Origin of the sequence: Billgrantia endophytica (assembly GCF_002879615.1) — a bacterium.
GTDB classification, from domain to species: domain Bacteria; phylum Pseudomonadota; class Gammaproteobacteria; order Pseudomonadales; family Halomonadaceae; genus Halomonas; species Halomonas endophytica.
The window spans coordinates 227,437-243,124 of the sequence record NZ_PNRF01000012.1; the positions used below are offsets into that span (position 1 = coordinate 227,437).

Sequence of the window (15,688 nt, forward strand, 5' to 3'; positions counted from 1 at the left end):
GTCGTGCCAATCGTTGATTCGTACCCCTACAAGGTTCGCGAAATAGAAAACGTCTTCATCCCCATGCGTGATGGGGCGCAGCTGGCTGCTCGTATCTGGCTGCCCGAGAAGGCCGAGAGTCGGCCGCTGCCGGCGATCGTGGAGTACATCCCTTATCGCAAGCGCGATATTACGCGAGGGAGAGATGCGTCCAACCATGCTTACCTGGCCGGACATGGCTATGTCTGTCTCCGTGTCGATATGCGTGGCAGCGGTGATTCGGATGGCGTGATCACAGACGAATACACGCAGCAGGAGCAGGAGGACGGCGTGGACGCCATTGCCTGGATCGCCAGGCAGTCCTGGTGTGACGGCAATGTCGGCATGATGGGCATTTCCTGGGGTGGCTTCAACAGCCTTCAGGTGGCGGCCAAGCAGCCACCTGAACTCAGGGCGATCATCAGTCTTTGCTCGAGTGATGACCTCTATGCCGACAACATGCACTACATGGGGGGATGCCTGCTGGGCGACAACCTGTCGGAGGCGACTGTCATGTTCGCCTTCAATACACTCCCCCCCGACCCCCAGATAGTCGGTGACCGCTGGCGCGACATGTGGTTCGACCGCATGGAGGGGAGCGGGCTATGGCTCGAGCCATGGCTCGAGAACCAGCGGCGCAACGCCTATTGGTCGACGAGTTCGGTCTGCGAATACTACGCCGATGTCAAATGTCCCGTGTATGCGATAGGCGGCTGGGCGGATGGTTTCACCAACACCGTGCTGCGCCTGATGCAGCACCTGGAGGTGCCGCGGAAGGGGCTGATCGGCCCCTGGGGGCACAAGTATCCCCACCAGGGCTTGCCTGGCCCAGCGATCGGTTTTCTGCAGGAAGCCGTACGCTGGTGGGATTACTGGTTGAAAGGTCAGGACAACGGCATCATGGAGGAGCCCATGCTGCGCGCCTGGCAACAGGACAGCGTGCCACCCGACACTTCCTATGAGGAGCGTCCGGGGCGCTGGATCGGTGAGTCTGGCTGGCCCTCGCAGAATGTCGAGGCGAAACGCTATCCATTGGGCCCCTATACGATTGCGTTGGGCGAGGGCCATGGAGACGCCCATCGAAAGCAACGGGAAAGCCAGCGTGACAAGAGCCTGGCGTTGCAGTCACCCTTGAGTGTCGGTCTGTTTGCGGGGAAGTGGTGCTCCTATGCCGCCACGCCGGACCTGCCGGGTGACCAGCGCGAAGAAGATGGCGGAGCGCTGGTGTTCAGCAGCCGGGAACTGGAGGAGCCACTCGATATCTTCGGTGTGGCGTCACTGGACCTGGAGCTCTCCGCGGACAAGCCCCAGGGGATGATCGCCGTTCGGCTATCGGATGTGGCGCCGGATGGCAAGGCGACTCGTGTCACCTACGGCCTGCTCAACCTGACGCATCGCGACAGTGATGCCCATCCCGAGCCGTTGGTCCCTCATCAGCGCTACCGGATAAAGGTGCCGCTGAATGGGATAGCCCAGCGCTTTCCGGCGGGTCACCAGATCAGGGTCTCTGTCTCGACCTCATACTGGCCACTGGCCTGGCTGCCGCCCGAGCCGGTACAGGTGGATATCTATCCTGACACGTGTTCATTGACGTTGCCCGTGCGCACACCCGGTGATGAAGATGCGCGCTTGCCCGCTTTCGAAGCACCTGAAGAAGCCCCGGCCCTTGCCGTCACGATGATAGCCCCCAGCGAGCACAACTGGTTACTGCACCGTGACCTGGCGGGCAAGGAATCCGTGCTGGAAGTCGTCAATGACCAGGGGCACTTCGTGATAGACGACACCGGTACCGAGGTGAGGCGCAGTACACGGGAATGGTATTCCACCGTCAATGACGACTTTACCTCGGCACGCGGTGAAACCTATACGGAACGGGTTTTCAAGCGAGATGACTGGAACGTGGAAGTCTATACCCGGACGGTATTGAGCTGTACGGAAGAGCATTTCCATGTGCATGCTCAACTCGATGCCTATGAAGATGATTACCGTGTGTTCTCGAAGAATTGGAAAAACGTGATACCAAGAGACCATCTCTGATCCTGTAGAAGGGCTGGTCTTCAGTGGGCGACCCGAGGTGAAGCCATCGTCCAGCTTGCTGCGTCAGACAACGCGTAAAAAAACCCCGAGGCGGTTCCCGGGGAGGCAAGGGTTGGCCAAGGAGAAGAGCTATCAAGTCTTGGCGCGAAGATCGCTGTCTTCGGAACGCGCCAGGAATTGCCGGGTGGTTTCGTCAAGGTGTTGGGAGAGCCACTCTGCCATGGCTTCTTCCTCCTTGAGGATACCTTGGCAGATACGGGCGATCTCCGGTTTCGAGGCCTGTTCGGCCGTCTGGATAAGCGCCTTGTAGCTGGCTATTTCGAAATGCTCGAAGGCATAACTCACTATGGACCCTTTGACGACTTCATCGCTTGCCAGCATGCCGCCCACAGCCTGGCCGAACGCCGTCAGCTTTGCCCCCACGTCTTTTACCACGGAAGGATCGGTACCCAGCAGTGAGATACAGTCTTCCAGCTTTTCGGCTTGCCCCTGTGTCTCGATCAGATGCTGCTCTATCCTGGCTTTCAGCTCCGGATAGTGCTCGAGCCGCTTGGCCTGGGATTCCAGCATCTTTTCTGCCTGCTTTTCCATGGCGTGTGCGTCGCGCAGCCAATCTTCGAGATGTTTCGGGGTTTGCGGTTGGGTGCCCATGGTATCCATCTCCTTTGTCACGATAATGTCATTCGCCAATGACCACGGCGGATTGATTGACTCTTCCTGAGCTCCGGCATTGGGTCGAGTTTTGGTTCCTGGCACTTCTAGTGCCCTGTTCCTTGACTGAATGAGTTTCCTTGCTCCATCTCTTTACTTTCGGATCAGCCCTTCCCGAAATGCCCCGGATATCGGAGTTGGTTCCACGACGATGCATTTTCATGCCTTTCCTGCATCGACGTTAGGCCATGAATTTTCCGGATAGCCATCGAGTCGAGCGACGACTGTACTCAGGTAAACAGGCCGTCAGGAGATCACGCGTATCCTGATGGCCTGATTCAGATAGCCCGAAAAATGGCTAAAGGTGCTTTACGCAGCATCACGCAGCATCGGTCAGCGACCTTGACTCTTGCCGCCTTTCTGGCCGGCTTGTGATGCCTTCTTCGGATCGTTGGCGAAGTTGCCGCTGCTTTGCTGCCCGCCCTTCTTGCCGGCTTCAGCGGCTTTCTTCGGGTCATTGGCGAAGTTGCCGGGGTTCTGATTGCGCTGTGACATGATGAGTATCTCCTTCATTAGTCGGCAATGTGCTACTTGATACATGACTACTTGATGCATAGCTTGAACACGTAGAATTGCCTACTTCCTTGTTGCCGATCACTCGGCGCTACTGGCCTGGGCCATTGTAGTGAAAGATAGGAGTCGTTCGAGGCGTTCCTCAAGGAGGTTGCTGTGTCCAAGTGAAAAGAAAGGTTGCCTCAATGCCGGCCCGGGAGTCGGTTCATATTGTTGAAGATCGACGACCTGACAAGAGCGCCCGGTCGAGTGTCCCGGCAAGCTTCCTGTCAGCATGGTCAGGATCTGAGACAGGCTTCCCAAGGTCAGGTATTTGACACCCCTGCTCTCGGGAGGAGCAAGCGTGAGTGAAGTCGCGATGACGCCTGGCCTGAAGATTGTTGACAAAAGTGGCCTTGTGCTTGGGAAAGCCTTCGCGCATGGGGTAACATGCTGTCATTGATAGATAGATGAGCCCAGTGTGTCGGCCGTAGGCCCACTGCTCGAGGAACCGGAGGAGAATCCATGGCGTTCGCCCAGAAATTCATCGTTGCCGATGACCATCCGCTGTTCCGTGCAGCCCTTACCCAGGCGCTGCGCCAACTGGCGCCTCAGGCCGAGATCGTCGAGTCCGATACCATGGCGGCCACCAACGAGGTGGTCACTCGCCACCCCGACGCCGACTTGATACTGCTGGACCTGCACATGCCAGGCGCCCACGGTTTTTCCGGCCTGATCCAATTGCGCGGCCAGACCCCCGACATCCCGGTCGCCGTGGTGTCCGGTAGTGACGAGCCATATGTGGTGCGCCGTGCCATCGACTACGGCGCCTCGGGCTTCATTCCCAAATCCTCATCCCTCGCTTTGATCGCCGAGGCAGTCAGCGATATCCTCGATGGCGAGGTGTGGCTGCCGAAGGAGCTGGCCGACTCTCTGGGTGATTCCAATGAGGAAGAGACACGTTTCGCCGAGGCGATCGCCTCGTTGACGCCCCAGCAGTTCCGGGTGCTCAACATGCTCACTGAAGGGCTGCTCAATAAGCAGATCGCTTATGAATTGAACGTTTCCGAGGCGACGATCAAGGCCCACGTCACGGCCATTCTTCGGAAACTGGGTGTGCATTCCCGCACCCAGGCGGTCATTGCGGCGCAGAAGCTGGAAGTGGAGCCGCCCAAGGTCGAGTCCTGACGAGAGGCGTTGCGCGCGAACCGGACGGCCCGGTCGGATGATCGGGCCGTCCGGTTCGTATCGTTTCATTCCTCCTGTTTGTTGACCGCTCGGCTGGCCTGCAAGGTACGGGTGAGCAGAGCACGCAAGGCAGCAGGGCGTACCGGCTTCTGCAGCAGATGATAGCCGCTGCGCCTGATCTCCTCTGCGACTTCCTCGGTGCGGTCGGCCGTGATCACGATGCCCGGTATGGCATTCTGCAGCCGTTCGCTGAGGGCTTCAAGGGCCATCAGGCCGGTCACTTCGTTATCCAGATGGTAGTCGGCAAGGATGGCATCCGGCTCGCCGTCCAGGTGGCGCAGGATCGACTTGGCTCCGCCGATACTGGTGGCGGTGAAGACATCACAGCCCCAACCGGATAGCATCGCCTTCATGCCTTCGAGGATCAGGGTCTCGTTGTCGATGCAGAGGATACAGGTACCGGCGAGCTTGTTGCCGGCGCGCCGAGTGGTTGCCTGGCCTGCCGAGACTTCCTGGGGGCGGGCTTCGACAACCGGCACGCTCACCGAGAAGACTGTCCCGAAGCCTTCCCGGGATCGTACCCGGATCGGGTGATCGAGCACGCGGCTCATGCGATCGGCAATCGACAATCCCAGCCCCAGCCCCTTTTCACTCTCCTTGTGTCGCGACGCCTGATCGAGCCGACGGAATTCCTGGAATATCTCGGACTGCTTGGATTCGGGAATACCCGGACCGCTGTCCCACACCTCGATGCTGAGACGGTCGCCCTTGCGCCGACACCCCAGCAGTACTCGTCCCTCCTGGGTGTAGCGGATAGCATTCGAGAGAAAATTCTGGATGATTCGGCGCAGCATCTGGGGGTCGCTGTCGACCCACTGTCGGGTTGGAACGACGTCGAGATCGAGGCCCCTGTCTTCGGCCATGACCTCGAACTCGGCGTGGAGTGGTTGAACGATATCGGCGAGGGCGAAGTGGCTGCGTCGTGGTGTCAGCGCCCCGGCATCCAGTTTGGAAATATCGAGCAGGGTACCAAGCAGTTCTTCGGCGGCTTGCAGTGAGTTGTCGATATGGCCAATGGTGCGCGTCATGTCCTCGGCCACGTTCTCCTGGGAGAGGGCCGACGTAAACAATCTCGCGGCATTCAATGGTTGCAGCAGGTCGTGGCTGGCGGCAGCCAGAAAGCGTGTCTTGGAGGCGTTGGCGTCCTCGGCCACCTGCTTGGCCTGACGCAGCGCCTGTTCGGCTTCGGCCCGTACACGGTTTTCCTGGCGCAGTGCGGCGTTGGCTTCGGACAGTGCCTGGGTGCGCTCCCGAACACGTTCTTCCAGGGTCTCGTTGGTCTCCTTGAGGGCGATCTCCGCCAGGCGGCGCTCGGTAATGTCCTGATAGAGAGAGAAGAAACCGAGAATCGCACCGCTATCACCAAAGTGCGGCGTGTACGTGACCAGCATGTAACGTATGCCCTCGGCTCCTTGCATCGAGACCTCGAAGCTCACCCGCTCACCAGACAGGGCACGGCGGATCCAGGGAGCCCGCTCACGAGCCATCTCACCAACGATTACCGTATCCACGTGCCTGCCGATGACCTCGTTACGATCAATGCCGAAGGCTTGTTCATAGGCGCGGTTGGTAAAGAGGTAACGGCACTCCTTGTCGAAGTAGGCGATCAGTGCCGGCACATTATCCGTATAGATGCGGATGTTGTTTTCGGAACGAATCAGTGCTTCCTCGATTCGCTTCTGCTGGGTGATGTCCTGGTAGGTGTAGACGAAACCGCCTCCCGGCATGGGGTTGCCCTGTACCTCCAGTACACTGCCGTCCTGACGATAGCGTACGTAACGGTGCGGCTGGCCATCGCGGATGTTGTCGATCAGCAACTGAACATGCTCCTCGGGATCCCCCGGGCCGTATTCTCCGTTGTGGGCGTTGTAGCGGAAGATCTTGTCGATCGGTGCCCCGACTCGAATCAGGTGGTCCGGAAAGCGAAACAGCTCCAGATAGCGCTGATTCCACACCACCAGTCGCAGATTCTGGTCCACTACGCTGATGCCCTGGTTGATGTTCTCGATGGTGGCTTGCAGCAGGGCTCGGTTGAACTCCAGAACCTGAGAGGCTTCATCGACGATGGAGATCACATCCGAGATACCGATGCCGCGTCCCTGAAGCGCGGAGTTGACGACGATACGCGCCGATGACGCCCCCAGTACCGAGGCCAGGAAGCGTTCGGTGAACTGAATCACGTCGATGGAGGCACGGGCTCCCTCTTCCAGGGGTTTTCCGGTACGCCGGGCGTAGTCGTCGAAGGCACGCTGTACCTGGCCTGCCCCCAGGAAGCGTTCACAGAGCACCTGCAGGTCGCCCACGGTAGTGGCGCCGGTCCAGGGACGATTGATGGATGTCTGGCGTGTCTCGACGCTATCGACGAACAAGGAAGCCTGGATACGCTCGACGACTCGCTGTGACGTGATCTGGGAAACGAAGATATAGCAGAACAGATTGAGTCCCAGCGAGAGCATGACGCCGTGAGTGAAACCGTCGCCGAAATTGAGGCCAAACAGGGCAGTGGGCATCAGCCAGGGGTGACCCAGAGGCCCGCCATCGATCCAGTGGGCCGGCAGTACGCCGGCCTGGATCATGGCAGGCATCAACAGGCTGTACGCCCAGATGGCAAAGCCGGCGTTCATGCCGACGACGACCCCCAGCCGATTGCCGCGTTTCCAGTAGAGCCCACCCAGCAGGGCCGGGGCGAATTGCGCCGCCGCGGCGAAAGAGAGCATGCCGATGGAGGCCAGGGAACTGAATTCCCCAATCAGATGATAGAAGCCGTAGGCCAGGGCGAGAATGGCACAGATGGTGATGCGCCGGGCCTGCAGGACCAGGCGACCATAATCTCGAGGGCGTGCATCCAGCCAGCGTAGACGGAACAGGAGCGGGATCACGATCTCATTCGAGATCATGATGGACACCGCCACCGTGGCCACGATGACCATGCCGGTTGCTGCCGAGAAACCACCGATATAGGTGAGCAGGGTCAGCCACTGGTTACCGGCTGCCATCGGCAATGCCAGCACGAAGGTGTCGGGCTCTACGGAGCCATCGGGGAACGTGGCCAGGCCGGCGGCGGCAATGGGCAATATGAAGAAGGCAAATGCCAAGAGATACAGTGGAAACAGCCAGCGTGCCTTGGTGGCGTCGTCGGGATGGGTGTTTTCCACGACCGTCACGTGAAACTGCCTAGGCAGGCAGAAGATAGCCAGCATGGCCAGGAGCGTCTGGGCCCAGAAACTGCGACCGAAGTCCTGGTCGATCAATTGGCGCTGCAGTTCGAGCTGTGTATCGGCACGGCTCAACAGATCGCCCAGTCCGCCGAACATGCCCCATGTCACATAGGCGCCAAGTATCAGGAAGGCCACCAGCTTGACCAGTGACTCGAAGGCTACGGCGTGTATCAAGCCTTCATGGTGTTCGGTAGCGTCCGTGTGTCGAGTGCCGAAGAGAATGGCGAATGCTGCCATGACGATGGCGACGAAGAAGGCCGTGTCGGCGAAAAGGGGGGCGTGGGTAATGTCCGTCGCGTCGGTGAGTAGGGCGAAGGAGGTCGATACCGCCTTGAGCTGCAGCGCGATATAGGGCAGGGTGCCGATCAGGGCCACCAGGCTGGCGAAGGCCGCCAGCGATTGGGTCTTGCCGTAGCGAGAGGCGATGAAATCGGCAATGGAGGTAACGTTCTGGCGCTTGGCCACGCGAATCATCTTGGCCAGCACTGGCCAGAAGAGCAGGAAGGTAAGGATGGGCCCCACGTAGATGCTGGCGAAGGACCAGCCGGAGGTGGCGGCCTGGCCGACGGCGCCGTAAAAGCTCCAGGAAGTGCAGTAGATAGCCAGGGCCAGGCTGTAGATGATCGGCCGGCGGCGACTGGCACCATGCTGTCGTGCATGACGGTCGCCTCGCCAGGCGATGGTGAACAGCACGGTAATATAGAGCAGTGATACGGCAATCAGTAGCCAACCGGCAAACATGCACTCTCTCCCTCGGGTCTGCGCCCATTCTATGGCAATGACGGTCGGGAGGGCAGCAAGTCGATGACCAGGGCAGCAGGAAGCCGGGCGTCAGGATCGAGATGGCCGGCCTACCGATGGCAAACCGACGATGGGTAGGTGCTGTCGGACTCAGGTATCGCGACAGACCGCCTGATACAGCGGAGTATCGCTGTCGACGCTACGCAGGGCAGAGAAGCGGGGCTGGCGCTCTTCGCCGATAAGCGGCAGCTTTTCCTGTGAGGTGCAGTTCATCAGGAACGCCTGATGCGTCAATCGGTCCACGTAATCCTTCTCGAAGCGATAGAGCATGAACTCCACCAGCAGTTGATCGTCTGCCTCTCTCGGCACCATGCTGCTTCGATCCACCACGCTGAAGGCCGTGGTCATGGGAAAGAAGTACGTCCAGGGGCGCCAGAAGGCTCCACCCTCCTCGGTGGATACCACCTGGGCCGTGGCCGGCAGTTGCCCCTGCTTGTGGCTCAGCCAGGAGTACTCGTAGTGAATCTGGTAACCCAGCATGCCCAGGCCGGCGAAGGCCGGAATGACCCAACGGGGCAGGCGCTTGCCGCTGATCAGCCGCAGTAGCAGGCCAATGCCCGCGGCTCCCAACCCGGCAAATATCGCTGCAACCAGATGCCATATCATAGTGTACCTTCCGAAAGCAGTCGGGCTTCCACCAGGAAGCCCGACTTGGTTTTGATTCCACGACAGCCTTGCTGTGTCAGGAATCCATTATGGCTTAGTGGTCAACCGCACCGCCAGCGCCTTTGGGATAGCGAACGCTTTCCACCAGGTCCTGGATTTCCTGCGGAGGCTCTTCGGTTGCATAGGAGACACCGAAGGCAACGGCGAAGTTGATTATCGCGCCGATGGCGCCGAAGGAGAGCGGCGAGATGCCCGCGATCCAGTTGTCCGGCGTGTTGGGCAGCATGTTGGTGCCGGAGATGAAGAACCAGCCCAGGTAGGTGAATAGATACAGCAGGGTGGTGATCAGGCCCGCCAGCATACCGGCAACGGCGCCCTTGCCGTTCACCCGCTTGGAGAAGATGCCCATCATCAGTGCCGGGAAGAGCGAGGCCGCAGCGATACCGAAGGCCAATGCCACCGTCTGGGCCGCAAATCCGGGCGGGTTCAACCCCAGGTAGGTAGCAAGCAGGATGGCGCCCCCCATGGAAATTCGCGCCGCGAGCATCTCGCCCTTTTCGCTGATATTGGGGTTGATTGTCTTCTTGATCAGATCGTGGCTGATTGCCGAAGATATCGCCAGCAGCAGGCCCGCTGCGGTGGAAAGCGCCGCCGCAATGCCACCGGCTGCCACCAGGCCTATGACCCAGCCCGGCAGGTTGGCGATTTCGGGGTTGGCCAGTACCAGGATGTCGTTGTTGACTTCCAGTTCGTTACCCTCCCAGCCACGGTCTGCGGCCTCATCGGCGAAGGCGGGGTTGGCGTCGTTGTAGAACTGGATGCGACCGTCATCGTTCAGGTCGTTGAAGGTGATCAGGCCGGTCTCTTCCCAGGTGCGGAACCACTCGGGGCGCTCCTCATACAGGATCGGCTCGGCCATTGCCTCTTCATAGTTCACGACCTGGCCGGCAGCTTCCGGGTAGACGGTTGTCAGCAGGTTTAGGCGTGCCATGGAGGCCACGGCGGGAGCGGTCAGGTAGAGCAGGGCGATGAAGACCAGGGCCCAGCCGGCTGACCAGCGCGCATCGGCGACTTTCGGTACGGTGAAGAAGCGGATGATGACGTGGGGCAGACCGGCGGTACCGATCATCAGCGACAGCGTGAACAGCACCATGTTCAGCTTGTCGTCGACATCGGCGGCATAGTCCTGGAAGCCCAGTTCCACCAGTACTTCGCTCAGCTTGGCCAGCAGCGGTACGCCGGATTCATTGTGCGTACTGAACATGCCGAACATCGGAATCGGGTTGCCGGTGAGCTGCAGGGCGATGAACACGGCCGGAATGGTATAGGCGATGATCAGTACCACGTACTGCGCCACCTGGGTGTAGGTGATGCCCTTCATGCCACCGAATACGGCGTACAGGAAGACGATGGTGGCGGCGATCCAGATGCCCCAGGTGTTGCTGACTTCCAGGAAGCGTGAGAAGGCGACGCCGGCGCCGGTCATCTGCCCGATGACGTAGGTCACCGAGGCCACAACCAGGCAGACGACCGCCACAAGGCGCGCGGTACTGCTGTAGAAGCGATCACCGATGAAGTCGGGAACGGTGAACTTGCCGAACTTGCGCAGGTAAGGTGCCAGCAGCATGGCCAGGATGACGTAGCCACCGGTCCAGCCCATCAGGAAGGAGGAGTTGGCGTAGCCGCCGGTTGCCAGCAGGCCGGCCATGGAGATGAAGGACGCAGCCGACATCCAGTCGGCAGCGGTGGCCATGCCGTTGGTAACAGGGTGGACACCGCCGCCGGCGACATAGAAGTCCTTGGTCGAGCCGGCCCGTGACCAGATCGCAATGCCGATATAGAGGGCAAAGGAGCCGCCCACGAACAAGAGGTTGATTGCAAATTGACTCATTCCGGCTTACTCCCCAAGTCCGAATTTTTCATCGAGCTTGTTCATTTTCCATGCGTAGAAGAAAATGAGTCCGATGAAAGTAAACATGGACCCCTGTTGGGCAAACCAGAAGCCCAGGTCGGTACCTCCGATGGGAATCCACGCGATCATGGGACGTAGCAGGATGGCGAAGCCATAGGACACCAGGGCCCATACAATCAGACATCCTGTTATCAGGCGAACATTCGCTTTCCAGTACGCAGCAGCATTGGATTTATCATCTGCCATAGTGTTGCTCTCCAATTGTTTTTCAAGGTTGGGAAGTTGCAAAGAGAGATTGATGATTCATCAGGGATACCCCACGGAGGCAACCGTTAATTGGCACCTCGACGATGGCGCCGGCAAGCGCCTGTTTCTGATCTTGATCCCGCGCCCAGCCACACTTCCCACCATGTCTCTTGCCTGATGTCGAGGTATCTTACCGACGTGCGATTGCCCTGCATGATTCAATGGCAATATTGGTCAATAAGTGCAGAAAATAAATCCCAGACTTTGGTATCATGAGAAAACTGTGATTAAACGTATTGTGTTTTTTCTACTTATTTTCAGTATGATACGGATTCCTTGCTGGATGATTTCCCAGCATCTTCGTCCAGGTATAGGACGATTGTCTAGAACGGGATCTTATAGGACTTTTGTCTATTTGTTCGGTGCATAGACTATTGTCTAGGAGGGCGTGTGGGACCATTGTCTAGCCGGTAACATCTAGGACGATGGTCTAGGTTATGTGTGAAAAGCCGATCTTGTTATCCTGCTTGAAGCATTCTCAGCACAGGTAGCCACCAAGGAGGCGCTGAGGAAGTTCCTGCAAGCTCCGGTGCAGGGAACATGCCTTGCTGTCTGTGCGGCGGAATATGTATCGAAACGTATGTGGCGAAGTGGAAACGTAGGTGGCAAAGGCAGCAAGGCCACTCATTCGCTGCAGGTGCTGTTGGCCAGAGACGGCCAGCGAGGGCAGCAGTATATGGTCGATGTCGATCTCTCCCAACCGCCGTTCACCTTTCTTGATGATGAGGGGCGCGATCGTGTTCGCAGCGGTATCGACCTGGCGTATTTCGATCGTGATGAAATCATCCTCGAAACCGGCCAGCCAGGCGAGTTCGTCTTCCTGATCCACAAGGGAGAAATCGCCGAGCTGGATACTACCCTGCCTGGCGCCCGTGAACGCATAGGGCATTACACCTCGGGCGATCTGTTCGGTGCCATCAGCATTCTCAACGGCAAGAGCCGCTATCGCTTCCGGGCCGAGCAGGAGAGCCTCTGCTACCTGTTGCCCAAGGCGCTGTTCCTGACACTCTGCGATGACTATCCCCCGTTCGCTGAATTCTTTCGCCAGACGCTGGCCCACAAGGCACGTCTGCTGACCGAGCAGCGTGCAGAGGGGGGAGTGACCATGGCCGGCTTCATGCTGGCCAAGGTCAGTGAGTGCATGCGAGCCCCGCTTTGCGTTGGCCCTGAGTCGACCATTGCCGAAGCGGTTGTCACGCTGCATGACAGCCATGCCGATAGCCTGCTGGTCGAAGGCGAGCAGGGTGCCGGAATGGTCACCAAGACCAACCTGCTTGACGCCCTTGTGCTGGAGGGGAGGGAGCAGAGCAGTCCTGTGCAGGATGTCGCCCGCTTTGAGCTGGTTACCGTGGGGCCGGACCAATACCTGTTCGAGGTGTTGGTGATAATGACCCGCTTCAAGGTGGAGCGCGTCGTGGTCATCGAGCAGGACAAGCCGGTCGGCGTGGTCGAGTTGACAGACGTGCTCAGCTATTTTTCCAGCCGCAGCTACGTGGTCAGCCTGCAGGTCGAGCAGGCCGACAGCCTCGATGTCCTGTTCCGTGCCAGTCGTCGTACTCCTGAACTGGTCAAGGCGTTGATGGCACAGGGGGTCAAGCTTCGCTTTGCCATGGGTCTTCTCGCGGCGCTCAACGGTCGCATCATGTCGAAGGCCTGGGGCTTCCTGATCGATGAGCGGTACCACGGGCAGAGCTGCCTGATGGTGATGGGCAGCGAGGGACGGGGAGAACAGATACTCAAGACCGACCAGGACAATGGCCTGATCCTGGCCGATGACCTCGAGTGGCCGGATGTGGGCGAGCAGATGCAGCGCCTCACCGAAACGTTGATCGAGTTGGGCTACCCACCCTGTCCCGGCAACATCATGGTGTCCAACCCGGAATGGGTGGGAACCGTATCCGAGTGGCGTGAGCGAATCGCCCGCTGGGCCCAGGCTCGCGATGGCGACAGCCTGATGAAGCTCGCCATCATGCTGGATTCGCATGCCGTGGCCGGTAACCCGGCGCTTCTGGACCGGGTGCGAGAGGCCCTCTTCGAGGCGTGTTCCCGGGACGAGATATTCCTTTCCTATTTTGCCCGCACGGCGCTGCGTTTCTCTACGCCGCTGACCCTGTTCGGGTCCCTCAAGAAGCCGCAGCACGGCATCGACATCAAGAAGGGCGGTATCTTTCCCATCGTGCATGGTGTGAGAACCATGGCTCTGGAACGGCGGATAAGGCCCACTTCGACACTGGAGCGTCTGGAAGCGCTGGCGGCCGATGGGCGCCTGGAAGAGCGGGTCGCCGAGGACCTTGCCGAGGCACTGTCGCTTTTCACAGAGCTGCGTCTGAAACAGCAACTGGAACGGCTGGATGGCAATGTCATCAGCAAGAGCCCCGATCGCGTAGTGGTCCAGCAGCTGTCATCGCTCGAGCGCGACCTGCTGCGTGAGGCATTGCACATCGTCAAGGATTTCAAGCAGAGCCTGTCGCAGCGCTACCACCTGGAGTATTCCTGAAGGCGGGTAGTCAGCGAAAGGCAGGGCAGGCAAGAACGGCAGGAGGAGCAGAATGTTTCGAGCACTGCGTCGGGCCAACGACCGACGTCGCCATGCCGATGGCGAGTATGGCTGGCTGTTCCATCCTTACACTGGCGACGAACTCGTGGCCATCGATTGTGAAACCACGGGTCTGGACACGCGTATGGCGGAGCCAGTCTCCATCGCCGCGGTGAAGGTGCGTGGCGATCGTGTGCTGGCCAGTGAGTCGCTGGATCTGCGCCTGAAGCGGCCGGCATCGCTCACTGGCGACTCCATTCGCATTCATGGTCTGCGCGGTATCGACCTGGATGATGGCGAATGCATCGATGAGGCATTGGCGAAGCTGTTGGATTTCATCGGCAATCGGCCGCTACTGGGGTGGCGGCTCGATTTCGACCTGGCGATCCTCAATCGACAGCTCCGGCCACGCTTCGGCTTCGATCTGCCCAATAGTGGCATCGACGTGGCACAGCTCTACCATCGTCAGCTGCGACGCAGCGCCATGGAGCCGGAACCGCCGGCGTCGCGTTTCGATGACGTGGCCCAATCGTTGGGTGTCCCCGTGATGGGGCGCAATACGGCCTTGGGTGATGCCGTGACCACGGCATTGATCTACCTGCGGCTGGAGCGAGGCGTGATGCAGGCCCGTGAGGCGTGATTCGAGCCTGCGCCTGCGTCGCCAGGCTGCACAGGCGATGGTAGGATGGCTCCCGTCATCCACCACACGCCCTGGCAGCGCCGTGACCATGCAAGACGCCATGACCTTCGATCCCCTCGTTTCCAAGCCCCAACGCCTGGAGACCGCTTCCCGACCATCCGGAGAAGAGGTTCGACCCCCTCTGGATGAGCTCGACGCCAAGGGACGGCGTGAGTTCAACAAGCTTCAGAAGCGCCTGCGCCGCCAGGTAGGCCATGCCATCATCGATTACGGCATGATCCACGAAGGCGACCGGGTCATGGTGTGTCTGTCGGGCGGCAAGGACAGCTATACCCTGCTGGAAATCCTGCGCAGCCTGCAGCGCAACGCACCGGTGAATTTCTCGCTGGTAGCGGTCAACCTCGACCAGAAGCAGCCGGGCTTTCCCGAGCATGTGCTGCCCGAATACCTGGACGGCATCGGCGTCGACTATCACATCCTCGAGCGCGATACCTATTCCGTGGTCAAGGAAAAGACCCCGGAAGGCAAGACCACCTGCGCGCTCTGTTCGAGGCTGCGCCGCGGCTCGCTATACGGCTTCGCCGAAGACATCGGAGCCACCAAGGTCGCCCTGGGCCATCATCGAGAGGATATACTCGAAACCCTCTTTCTCAACCTGTTCTTCGGGGGCAGCCTGAAGGCCATGCCGCCTAAGCTGCTTTCCGATGATGGCAAGAACATTCTGATCCGCCCCCTGGCCTATTGTCGCGAAGCGGATATTGTCGAGTTTGCTCGACTGATGGCGTTTCCAATCATTCCCTGCAACCTGTGCGGCTCCCAGCCCAACCTGCAGCGCCAGGTGGTCAAGGAGATGCTGGCCGAGTGGGAAGCCAAGCACCCCGGTCGGCTGGAAAGCATGTTCAAGGCGGTAACCAACGTGGCACCGTCGCAACTGGCTGATCGTGACCTGTTCGACTTCGCGGGTCTCGAGAAGGCGCAGGCAAGGCGGCAGGCTGGCCGTATCGACGTGCTCGACCTGACACGCGGGGACTGAGCCGGCCCGGTTGCCGAATGCTTCCGCTCGAGTCGACATCATTTCCCCAGAAAAAAACCCGATAAGGAAATGGCCCACCGAGCCTTGCTCTGTGGGCCATTCGCATGGGGGAGAGGCATGGCATGCTATC

At 59.6% G+C, this 15,688-nt stretch carries 11 protein-coding genes; 5 read left to right on the forward strand and 6 right to left on the reverse strand.

Annotated features, from left to right (window positions below):
• Positions 1 to 3 precede the first annotated feature (3 nt).
• Positions 4 to 2,055, forward strand: a complete 2,052-nt coding sequence (locus C1H69_RS06135; RefSeq protein ID WP_205738424.1) for a CocE/NonD family hydrolase — start codon at positions 4 to 6, stop codon at positions 2,053 to 2,055.
• Positions 2,056 to 2,187: 132 nt separating this feature from the next.
• Here C1H69_RS06135 and C1H69_RS06140 read toward each other — a convergent pair whose 3' ends face one another.
• Entirely contained in the window at positions 2,188 to 2,706 is a 519-nt protein-coding gene (locus tag C1H69_RS06140; protein WP_102652619.1) for a ferritin-like domain-containing protein, read from the reverse strand.
• A 393-nt stretch (positions 2,707 to 3,099) separates the two neighbouring features.
• On the reverse strand, positions 3,100 to 3,261 hold the full coding sequence (locus C1H69_RS06145; RefSeq protein ID WP_102652517.1) for a con-10 family general stress protein: 162 nt from the start codon (positions 3,259 to 3,261) through the stop codon (positions 3,100 to 3,102).
• A gap of 522 nt (positions 3,262 to 3,783) precedes the next feature.
• Between C1H69_RS06145 and C1H69_RS06150 the strand changes: the two genes are divergently transcribed.
• Positions 3,784 to 4,446, forward strand: a complete 663-nt coding sequence (locus C1H69_RS06150) for a LuxR C-terminal-related transcriptional regulator (RefSeq protein ID WP_102652518.1) — start codon at positions 3,784 to 3,786, stop codon at positions 4,444 to 4,446.
• 65 nt (positions 4,447 to 4,511) lie between these two features.
• On the opposite strand, the gene C1H69_RS06155 is transcribed toward C1H69_RS06150, so the two are convergent.
• The 4 genes from C1H69_RS06155 to C1H69_RS06170 form a co-directional block, all read right to left on the reverse strand.
• Positions 4,512 to 8,465: a hybrid sensor histidine kinase/response regulator gene (locus C1H69_RS06155; protein WP_102652519.1), complete on the reverse strand. Its 3,954-nt coding sequence runs from the start codon at positions 8,463 to 8,465 to the stop codon at positions 4,512 to 4,514.
• 150 nt (positions 8,466 to 8,615) lie between these two features.
• Positions 8,616 to 9,131, reverse strand: coding sequence for a hypothetical protein (locus C1H69_RS06160; RefSeq protein WP_102652520.1), 516 nt, complete (start codon positions 9,129 to 9,131; stop codon positions 8,616 to 8,618).
• A gap of 94 nt (positions 9,132 to 9,225) precedes the next feature.
• Positions 9,226 to 11,022 (reverse strand): sodium:solute symporter family protein, encoded by a 1,797-nt coding sequence (locus C1H69_RS06165; protein WP_102652521.1) that lies wholly within the window; start codon positions 11,020 to 11,022, stop codon positions 9,226 to 9,228.
• 6 nt (positions 11,023 to 11,028) lie between these two features.
• Entirely contained in the window at positions 11,029 to 11,289 is a 261-nt protein-coding gene (locus tag C1H69_RS06170) for a DUF4212 domain-containing protein (protein ID WP_102652522.1), read from the reverse strand.
• Positions 11,290 to 12,025: 736 nt separating this feature from the next.
• Here C1H69_RS06170 and C1H69_RS06175 point away from each other — a divergent pair.
• The 3 genes from C1H69_RS06175 to ttcA all read left to right on the forward strand — a co-directional run bounded on the left by C1H69_RS06175 (position 12,026) and on the right by ttcA (position 15,558).
• Positions 12,026 to 13,846, forward strand: coding sequence for a putative nucleotidyltransferase substrate binding domain-containing protein (locus C1H69_RS06175; protein ID WP_102652620.1), 1,821 nt, complete (start codon positions 12,026 to 12,028; stop codon positions 13,844 to 13,846).
• Positions 13,847 to 13,898: 52 nt separating this feature from the next.
• Entirely contained in the window at positions 13,899 to 14,525 is a 627-nt protein-coding gene (locus tag C1H69_RS06180) for a 3'-5' exonuclease (protein WP_102652523.1), read from the forward strand.
• An 88-nt stretch (positions 14,526 to 14,613) separates the two neighbouring features.
• Complete coding sequence (gene ttcA, locus C1H69_RS06185; protein ID WP_102652621.1) at positions 14,614 to 15,558, forward strand: tRNA 2-thiocytidine(32) synthetase TtcA; 945 nt, start codon at positions 14,614 to 14,616, stop codon at positions 15,556 to 15,558.
• Positions 15,559 to 15,688: the final 130 nt, after the last annotated feature.